This window comes from uncultured Brachyspira sp. (assembly GCF_944390595.1).
Classification (GTDB): domain Bacteria; phylum Spirochaetota; class Brachyspiria; order Brachyspirales; family Brachyspiraceae; genus Brachyspira.
This window is the reverse complement of sequence record NZ_CALXRN010000088.1, coordinates 1-2,804: the sequence shown is the minus strand read 5'-3', so window position 1 is coordinate 2,804 and position 2,804 is coordinate 1. Positions and strand designations below refer to the sequence as shown.

2 protein-coding genes and 1 pseudogene are annotated in these 2,804 nt (G+C 28.6%); 2 read left to right on the top strand and 1 reads right to left on the bottom strand.

The genetic code is table 11. The features are described from left to right. A pseudogene (locus tag Q0J90_RS04590) lies at nt 1–357 on the bottom strand (hypothetical protein); the annotation flags it as partial. 553 nt (nt 358–910) lie between these two features. Here Q0J90_RS04590 and Q0J90_RS04585 point away from each other — a divergent pair. Beyond that, complete coding sequence (locus Q0J90_RS04585) at nt 911–1,597, top strand: TrkA family potassium uptake protein (RefSeq protein WP_297276786.1); 687 nt, start codon at nt 911–913, stop codon at nt 1,595–1,597. 2 nt (nt 1,598–1,599) lie between these two features. Continuing rightward, entirely contained in the window at nt 1,600–1,815 is a 216-nt protein-coding gene (locus tag Q0J90_RS04580; protein ID WP_297276785.1) for a DUF2905 domain-containing protein, read from the top strand. Nucleotides 1,816–2,804: the final 989 nt, after the last annotated feature.

The window sequence follows — 2,804 nt, the reverse complement described above, 5'->3', positions numbered from 1 at the left end:
GGTTCCGTCATGTTTTATATATGTCCATGTTATCATAGCAAAGTCTGTCTTTTCCTGTCCGTCATCATATTCTTCTTCAGACTGATACCAAGTAGTAGAATATAATCTTTCTAATAAAGTATATTCCTGAGCAGCCGCAGCATTATTAGCAGCAACTGAAGCACTGATTAATTTTGCATTTCCATCCCAGCTAGCTAACGGAGTACCTTCTTTTACTGTTTTGTCATCGCTTGGTACATTTACTGTTAATGGTTTGTCTCCTGTTGCTGGAGTTGCTGGATTGTTCGGATTGTTTTTGCTGTTACAAGCAACTGCTAATACTGATAAAATACTTACAATTAAAATAATTTTTTTCATAAATCTTAACACCTCAACTTTTTTATTTTATATAAATAACAATTATAAAAAAAACGTGTAAAAAAAATTTGTTTTTATTTTTGTTAATTTAATTTTTTTTTAAATTAATTTGCTTCACTGTAAAGGAATATTAAATAATTGTATTGTATACTATATGTTGTTTTATATTTATAATAATGATTTTATGGTACAATAAATAAATATTTTTAATATTATAAATATTTATTTGTATATTAAATTCTAAATATGGAATAAAAAGTATCACTGTTTCTAATAAATACTATTATTGTATAATAAAATGTGAATGTTGTATGACCTTTAAAAAATAAAAAAATTATGAAAAAATAAAAATTTTGTATAAAAAATATATATTAGATACTCCGAATTGTGTAATTTTTATTTTAGAGATTTTTATAATTTTTTTTACTTCATAAAATAATTTTAGTATGTATTAACAGCAATTTTATATAAAAAATTATAATGAATATTTTTTGACAAATTTCTATATTATTCTATAATAATACAATATATAATTTAAGTTAGGGGTATTTATATGCTACAGTATGCCGTTATAGGAGTAGGTACTTTAGGAAAGGCGTTGATTAATAGGCTTATGACAAAACCTTCTATTGAGGTATTTGCTATAGATAATGATATGAATGAGATAGAGGCTATAAAAAATAATGTAACTCAGGCTATGCGTCTTGACTCTACTCAGAAAGAAGCATTGGAAGCTATTGAGATCAATAAATTTGACGCCGTTATACTTACTATTGGTGAAGATATGATGACAAGTATATTAACAGCCCTGCTTTTAAAAGAATTAAATGTTAAAAATATTATAGCAAGATATTCAAATGAAAAACACAAAGCTATACTTAGTATGATAGGAATAACACATCTTGTAAGCCCCGAAGAATCTATGGGGATACATATAGCGGAACAGCTTGAAGTAGGAGATAAAGTTCTTCTTTATGATTTGACTGAATATCATTCTATAGTTGAATTTCCTGTCCATGGAGGTTTGGCAGGTAAAAATTTTAAAGAGCTTGATTTGAGAAAAAAATACAAAATTAATGTTGTAGCGATAAAAAAAGAAACCGTAGGTATTTTAGGAGAAAAAAAGGTTATTATCGATTGTACTCCTGATCCTGACGAGCCTATGGTTGAAGGCGATATACTTATTATTGCAGGACATGATAAAGATATTGAAAAAATGAATAAAAAAATGTCAGAGTAATAATGAATACTTATATTGCTAAACTTCTTATAATAATTGGTATAGTATTGATAATCATTGGAATACTATTTTTATTTAATATAAAAATTCCTTTTGGAAAACTTCCAGGAGATATTTTTATAAAAAAGGAAAATTTTACTTTTGCTTTTCCTATTGTTACATGTATAATTGCAAGTTTGGTATTATCTTTTATAATGTGGGTTATTTCAAAATTTTAGTATTTATAAATTATAACAGTATTACCTCATAGTTTTTAGTATATACCTAAACAACTATATTTTGTCAAAAAACATACTTTGTTTTTAATATCTGGGGCTTTACCCACCATGCTGTGTGCTTCGCAAAATCCCACTTCTTTTGCGACCGAAGGGAGTGCCTGCGGTATTGCCGCAAAGAAGCAGTCGCAGTCTGCCTTCAGCGAAAGGCTATATTTTTAACCTAAATTTAATAGTTTATCTTACATGTAAACCAAAATTAGTATGATTTAATACTAATTTTAACTTGCACTTTCGCGAAGCGTGCTGCGACCGAAGGGAGTACCTTTAGGTATGGCAGCTACTTTGACGAAGTCGTGGCAAAAAAGTAGATAAAATTTATATAAAGTCCGTTAGTTGACAAAGTTAAAAATTTTTAGTATATACTGAAACAAATATATTTTGTCAAAAATAAAATTACATTTTCTTTTTAATATATGGGGCTTTGCCCCGAACCCCAGTTCTTTTACCGACGCTCTGCGTGCCGTAGGCAAGGTACTTTTCGGTATTGGTATAAGGCGAAGCCCGCCTGCGGCGAGAACCTATATCCTCGATAAACTCGGATACGCTTCGCGAAGAACTGCATTTTTATAGGTTATACCCTATATTTAATAGGCAGGTTTTTAATATAAAGTTCTAGCACTTGCGTTTTTCGCGTAGCGTATCCGAAGGATAAATACTTTTTTGTGCGGCAAAAAAGTAGATAACATTTATATAAAGTGCATCAGTTGAAAAACTTAAAAATTCTTAGTATATACTGAAATGATGCATTTTGTCAATAATTTTCAAAGAGTTGAAAGTTTTCCGTCATTAATAATGATAACTCTTTTTTTCCGTCTCTTACTTTTATTAAGAAAGAATTTTTTTATAGAATCACAAAAACTTTGATAGCTGTCATAATATTGATTATAAAGAATTGTTTTTTTCATTAACCGCCAAAGCCTCTCTATTAA